This window comes from Embleya sp. L77 (assembly GCF_055557415.1).
In genome coordinates this window covers 3,628,989-3,635,383 of sequence record NZ_CM145710.1, presented here as the reverse complement: position 1 = coordinate 3,635,383, position 6,395 = coordinate 3,628,989, and the positions used below count along the sequence as shown (strand labels likewise).

Genomic DNA, 6,395 nt, shown 5'->3' with positions numbered 1-6,395 from the left:
GATATACGCGAGAGAGTCAGAGGGAGGACGACTCCGATCAGTACATGTGGGCCCTGTTAATTGCCGTACCCGGCTTCTTCGCATTTCGGGCAGGTGGATCCCGAATACTGGCCGCGAGGGAGCAGCGGACGCTGCTCATGTCGCATCCGTGGCAGGTGTGGCCGTGTCGGGTCGCGGCCATTCCCGGCACGCAGAAGACGGATCTGTACACCGCCATCGAACGACGCATCCTGCTGCTGACGCCCGACGACGAGGTGGCTCGCGCCTTCCGGGGCAGAATTCCCCCCCTGACGTGGGCGGCCATGCCCGACGGACTGGGGCTGCTCTGGGTGTGCGGCGATCTGCGTGAGACCGTCGTCGTGGCCGAACCGGGCGGATCCCCCATATGGTCCGCGAAGCCGGACGACAATCTCGCGGGCGGCGGAGGCGGCAGAGGCTCGGAATTCGTGGCCGATCTCGCCCGCGAGGCCGCCCGCGACACGGTGTGGCCCTGGCTGAACTGACGAGGATTTCCGGAGCCCATTCCTGTCGGGTCGCGCGCGTCCCGGAGGGACGCTGCCGGGCGGGTGCGATCGCGGGGCTTGGTGGTCGGTCTTTATGCGTGCCAAGGTCGGAGGGGCCCGAACCGGGGTGTCGTGTCGTCCTGCGGCCACGAACGCCGGAGCCCCAAACGCCAAAGGCGTCCGGGGCTCCGGCGAGACTTCCCCGATAATCGACAGCGACGGCCCCAACTTCCCGTCGCGGATATGTAGTCTATGAATCGTCGCAGTTCAGAGCCGTTTCACGAGTTCCTGCGGTCGGTAAATCGACGAGGTCCACCGCCTCAACCCGCGGACCACCACCGGCGCGGAGACCGCCGACCTGTCGAAGAGACCTCACCGAACGGGGGTTCGTGTACGCAGGCATCGATGTCACGGCGACCGCGTTGTTCAGCGGTGTGCGCGGGGCCGGGCTCGCCGGACGCGCCTCCCTCGTCGAGTGCGACGCGTTCCCGGCACGGCTCGGGAAACACGAACCCTTCACCGAGTTGATCACCGGCGTTGGAAGCCGCCCTCGACCTGAACGCACACCGGGCCGGGACACTCCCCTGCCTCGCCGCCTACCTCCACCAACGCACCGCCGGACGCATCGGCAGCCTCACCCGCCTCATCCGACAGGCCGCGATCACCGCGATCGTCGACGGCACCGAACACATCACCAAAACCAGCCTCGACCGGATCCGCCTCGACCACCTCGCCGAAACCCGGCACCACCCGCGGACCACCCGGCCACACACATCCGGACGGTAGGGCCGCCACCCCACCCCTGCGACCAGGGCAAAAGCCCGTGACCAGCACAAACAAGGTTCGGGCCTTTAGACGCACCCGGCTATGTGCAACACACCCGGGTGTTCTCAACGAAACCGCGATTATCCCAGGTCAGGCCCCCACGGCCCTCGCCCGGACGGCCACGAAACGTTCTCAACCAACCTGCAACACCCCAGCCCACACCACCACCCACACACCAACCACCACCCCCGGAATCACATCGGGATGAATGTCTCCCGGATGGACGAAGTCGGCAGGCAGCCAGGTCATGGGCCGGAGGCCAGCAGCCGGCGGGCCGCCGCCCCGCACACCTCCGGGCGACCCGCCCGGTCCCACCACCGGTAGGCCTCCTCGACCTCGCTCCACAACGAACGCGCCCCCACCTGAAGGACGTTCGCCCGACGACCATCGGCAAAGCCTGCCGCGGCCACCGAGGCATCCCGCCGCCGGCCGTCAACCACAGCGTGCCGTCACCGGCCGGCTCGCCGGGAACCAGCACCGGCACACACCCCGGAACCCGCAGACCGACGACGACCACCGACCACATCCGCCAATGACAGCTCGGTGCCGCCGGCACGGGCGGTGTCCGGCCACCCTTCGGGAAGGTCGATCGCGGGCGGCACGGCACATTGCGCCGTCAGCGGTCAAACGGCGCTCCGGGTCCGGGTGCCCCCGGGTCATGCGTTCGGCCTCCCCTCGATCATGCGCATCCTCGTGGGGACGCCGGGCTGTGTGGTGTGGCGTCCGTTGGGTGGTTAGGGAGGTGGCTTCTGAAAGTGGTGGCCGTTGAGCAGTGCGTTTCCAAGGGGGGTGAGCTCGTGCAGTACGGCGCTGCCGTGTCGGGTGGTGGTGATGAGACCGGCCTGGCGAAGTACGGTGGCCTGCTCGCTGGCGGTGGGCAGGGATGCGGAGATTCGCTCGGCGAGTTGTCCGGTGGTGCATGGGCCGTTGCCGATGGCGTCGAGGGTGTGGGCGCGCGTGCGGCCCAGGAGAGCGGACAGGGCTTTGTCCAGTCCGTTTTCCCATGTCGTCAGCAGGGTGGCGGCGTCGGTGACGTTGCGAATGACGGGTATGAACAGCAGGTCGGGTGCCTGGTCGTCGGCGCGATGGGTGTACGTACCGAGCCTGGCCCGGCAGAAGGCGGAGGGGACCAGCAGCAGACCTCGGCCGGCCGGTTCGGCGGTAACGAAGAGTGCTCCCCGGCCGATCTCCAGCATTGGGGGCCGCCAGCGGAATCCGGGTGGCAGCCCGGCGAGCATCGCCTCCACTCCGTGCTCGGCGAGTGTGCAGGCATGACGGGCCTGCTCGGCCCGTAATCGTGACAGGATGCGCGGCCAGTGGGGGGCCACGGCGGCGCGGTGGGCGTCCTGGAGGTAGGTCACCAGTTCCTTGCGGTCCGCGCGGTCGTGCGCGATGTCTCCCCAGGCGGTGCCCGCCCACGGTCCCGTGGAGCGCGTGTAGTGGATGCGGGCCTTGAGCGCTCCGGCGAGTTCGGTGTGCAGGTGGTCCGCTCGGGCCGCACGAAGCGCGTCGAGGCCTTCCTCTATCGAGGTCGAGGCTCCCGTCACGGTGAACAGATCCAGGAGACCCTCGTGGAAGAGAGCGGAAGCCGGATGCGTTCGAGCGGCCGACTCGGCGTGCACTCCCCGGCGCCATTCCCCGAACAGAGCTTCCTCCTGGGGCTGTTGCAGGGTCGCCAGGGAGAAGAACGTCTCGCCGAGTGGGCCCCACGTGGGGGCGATCCGAGTCCTGGCCAGGTCTTCCGACGTGAGCTTGATGCGTATCACGCGATGTCCCTCCGGTGTGACTTGAAGGTCATCCTTTCCGGCTGTCTCGGACCGCGCCAAGGCGCTTTTTCGACAGGTATTTCGGCGAGGACCGAAAGGGTTTCGGCTCCGGAGGGATCGGCTGCCAGGATCTGTTCCGAGGCGCAAGAGACACCTACGACACACTCCGCACGGTGAACCACTGTGCGCCGCAACCGCATCCCGCTGCGGCTCGAACAGTGGACGCGGCCGCGGAGATGACAGTGCCGTGGAAGGCGTAGCCGCGTTTGTCGTATCGGGTCGCCACGCCGTGGAACTGTTTCTAGCAGCCGATAGCACGCTCCGCAGCATTGCGTTTCTTGTAGGTCTCAAGGATCCGTTCGAGGATGAATGGAAAGGAAAAGCGTGCATGTTCGAGACGCGTCCGGACGACGCCGAACATCCGAATTCCGGCGTTTCGGGCGCGCACGGTCAACACGGGAGGCGGACGGTCGACGACTCGCGGCCGCCCGCTCGGTCATGGCGGTCGCACAGGCACCGCCCACGCCGACCGAGAACACTCGACGAGCTATCCGACACGAACGCAGGACCGGAGGAGTCGTGGATCCCCGTTACCAGGAATTCTGTTTGAGCGACGGCGAGTTCTACGACCGGCCCGATCTCGCACTCCGCGCCTCGGACATGCTGGCCGCGCACGGAGCGACCCTGCCCGACGGTTGGGAACGTCGGACGATGGACGCCTGGATCACGTACCTGCCACCCCGGGCCGCGATGCCGGCGCAGGGCTGGAAGGTGCACGTGTCCGCGGTCGTCCACAACGCCGACTCGGTCGCCACCCGGATCCACACCTACTGTGTCGCCCGGAACATTCCCTTCAAGGTGGTGCCGAACCTGCGGGAGTACGCGTTCAAGAACTCCAAGTACGCGGAGCGACCCGGCAGCGGGAAGCTCGCCACCATCTATCCCCATGACGAGGCGGAGCTACTCGGCATCCTGGAAGGCCTCGGCCCGATCCTGGCCGGCGAACCGGGTCCCTACATCCTCAGTGATCTGCGGTGGGCGACGGGCCCCCTGTACGTGCGCTACGGGTCCTTCCTCGAACGCCGATTCATCGACGCGAACGGCGATGTTCGGTCGGGGATCGAAAACCCGTCGGGAGAGTTGGAACCGGACACGCGCGGGCCGGTGTTTCGTCCACCGTCCTGGGTGACACTGCCGACGTTTCTCGAATCGGCGTTGGAGCGGCGCAACCAGGTCACGGTCGACGACTTCCCCTACGAGATCGTTCGTGCGATGCACTTCTCCAACGGTGGCGGGGTCTACGAGGGCAAGGACCGCACATCGGGCCGCCGACTGGTCGTCAAGGAGGCCCGTCCGCACGCCGGGCTGGACGCGAGCGGGGAAGACGCGGTCACGCGGCTGCGGAACGAGCGCGACATCCTGAACCGCCTGCGCGGTATCCGCCACGTCCCGGCATCCGTGGATTACCGCGTGATGGGCGAGAACGAGTACCTCGTCGAAGAATTTGTCGAGGGAGTTCCGCTCAACGAGTGTTACGCCCGGCGCAACCCGCTCTTCGGATCGCTGCGCACGCGCGACGGCCACGCCGACTACGGCCGATGGGCCGAACGCGTATGGAAGGCCGTCGCGGACGCGGTGCGCGCCGTGCACGAGCGCGACGTCGTCTTCGGTGACCTGCACCCGTTCAACATCCTCATCCGTGAGGAGGCCGACGAGATTTCCGCCGTGCTCGTCGACTTCGAAGTGAGCCGGCACGCCGGGCAACCACGGCGACCCAGCCTCGAGCATCCCGGCTTCGGCGCGCCGGCCGATCGAGCAGGATTCGAGGTCGACGAATATGCCTTGGCCGCCCTCAAACTGGCCCTGTTCGTACCGTTGACCACGTTGATTCGCCTCGACCGCAGGAAGGCCGAACACCTCGCCGACCTCATCGCCGACACCTTCGCCGTCGATCGGGCCCTGTTCGCCGACGCGGTGGGCGTACTCGGAGAGCAGGAGCACGAACCTCCGGCGGCGAGCGCACGACCCGACGTCAACCGAAGGCGCGCCGACTCCTGGTCGCTTCGATCCAGTCCTCGCATCGAAGCCGACCCGATGCGATGGCCCGCACTCCGGGAATCGCTGACCGCCGCGATCTTCGACAGCGCGTCCCCGCTGCGCACCGACCGCCTGTTTCCCGGCGACATCGAGCAATTCACCGGAGCGGGAGGCCTCTCCTTCGCGTACGGCGCCGCAGGTGTGCTGTGGGCGCTCCACGTCGCGGGCGCTCCACGCCATCCCACCGGAGAGGCGTGGCTGCTCCGTCAGGCCCGCGACACCACGCGTTCGACACCGCCCGGCTTCTACAACGGCAGATCCGGTCTGGCCTACGTCCTGTGGGAACTCGGGCATCACCAAGAGGCCATCGAACTCCTCGCCGCATTGGGCGACATCGACACCGATCGGCTGAACGACAGCCTGTTCTCCGGACTGTCCGGCATCGGCCTGACCTTCCTCGCGTTCGCCGAACACAGCGGTGACCCGCGCTACCTCGAACGTGCCGACGAACTCGCCCATCTCGTGCGCTCCCGGGTCCTGGACGCAGCCGCCCCCAACCGCAAGGACGACCCGAGTCCGCGCCGGGCCCGCCGGATCGGGCTCATGCACGGAGCGTGCGGTCCGGCCCTGTTCCTGACCGCCATGTACGAGGCAACGCGAGAGGACGGACACCGCGAGAGCGCGGCCCTCGCCCTCGAACAGGACCTACACGGTTGCATCCTTGACGATGCCGGGGCATTGCACGTCGACGAGGGTTGGCGCACGATTCCCTACCTGGCGACCGGAAGCGTCGGCGTGGGATTCGCGTTGCGACGCTACCTGCGCGGCACGGCCACACCACCGTGGCAGACGACCCTGAGCGCGATCGACGCTGCGGCCCGCTCCGATCTCTACATCTTCTCCGGGCTCTTCAACGGCCGTGCGGGTCCACTGCTGTTCAACGCCACCCGCGACGGCGCACCACATCCGCGCATGAGCGAGGACACGGCCCACCAGATCCGGGGCCTGAACTGGCACGCACTGCGCCGCCGCAACGATGTGGTCTTCCCGGGCGATCAATTGATGCGCCTGTCGATGGACCTGGCGACCGGAAGCGCCGGTGTCCTGGTGGCCCTGGCCGCCGCGTACGGCGTCCGGCACGCGAGCGCCCGGGTGAATCTGCCATTCCTGGAGTGAGGCGCACGCAGGTCCGAGCATCGGACCCATCTGCTTCCGGGACCGACCGGTCCCGGGAAGAGCCCTCGTCATCCCGGCGAGGGCGACA

3 protein-coding genes and 2 pseudogenes are annotated in these 6,395 nt (G+C 67.8%); 3 read left to right on the top strand and 2 right to left on the bottom strand.

What is annotated here, in order from left to right; all coding sequences use genetic code 11:
• Nucleotides 1–137: 137 nt before the first annotated feature.
• Nucleotides 138–503 (top strand): hypothetical protein, encoded by a 366-nt coding sequence (locus tag ACZOOI_RS45575; RefSeq protein ID WP_465282695.1) that lies wholly within the window; start codon nucleotides 138–140, stop codon nucleotides 501–503.
• Between the two features lie 301 nt (nucleotides 504–804).
• A pseudogene (locus ACZOOI_RS45570) lies at nucleotides 805–1,289 on the top strand (ATP/GTP-binding protein); the annotation flags it as partial.
• Between the two features lie 773 nt (nucleotides 1,290–2,062).
• Here the strand turns inward: ACZOOI_RS45570 and ACZOOI_RS45565 are convergent.
• Nucleotides 2,063–3,094: an ArsR/SmtB family transcription factor gene (locus tag ACZOOI_RS45565; protein ID WP_465282694.1), complete on the bottom strand. Its 1,032-nt coding sequence runs from the start codon at nucleotides 3,092–3,094 to the stop codon at nucleotides 2,063–2,065.
• Nucleotides 3,095–3,248: 154 nt separating this feature from the next.
• A pseudogene (locus ACZOOI_RS45560) lies at nucleotides 3,249–3,437 on the bottom strand (hypothetical protein); the annotation flags it as partial.
• A gap of 26 nt (nucleotides 3,438–3,463) precedes the next feature.
• On the opposite strand from ACZOOI_RS45560, the gene lanKC reads away from it, so the two are divergent.
• Nucleotides 3,464–6,307 (top strand): class III lanthionine synthetase LanKC, encoded by a 2,844-nt coding sequence (gene lanKC / locus ACZOOI_RS45555; protein ID WP_465282693.1) that lies wholly within the window; start codon nucleotides 3,464–3,466, stop codon nucleotides 6,305–6,307.
• Nucleotides 6,308–6,395 lie beyond the last annotated feature (88 nt).

What these genes read in the sequence shown, in the direction of transcription:
- ACZOOI_RS45575 (WP_465282695.1), top strand. Translation starts at nt 138, where the DNA reads ATGTCGCATCCGTGGCAGGTGTGGCCGTGTCGGGTCGCGGCCATTCCC.
- lanKC (WP_465282693.1), top strand. Translation starts at nt 3,464, where the DNA reads ATGGAAAGGAAAAGCGTGCATGTTCGAGACGCGTCCGGACGACGCCGA.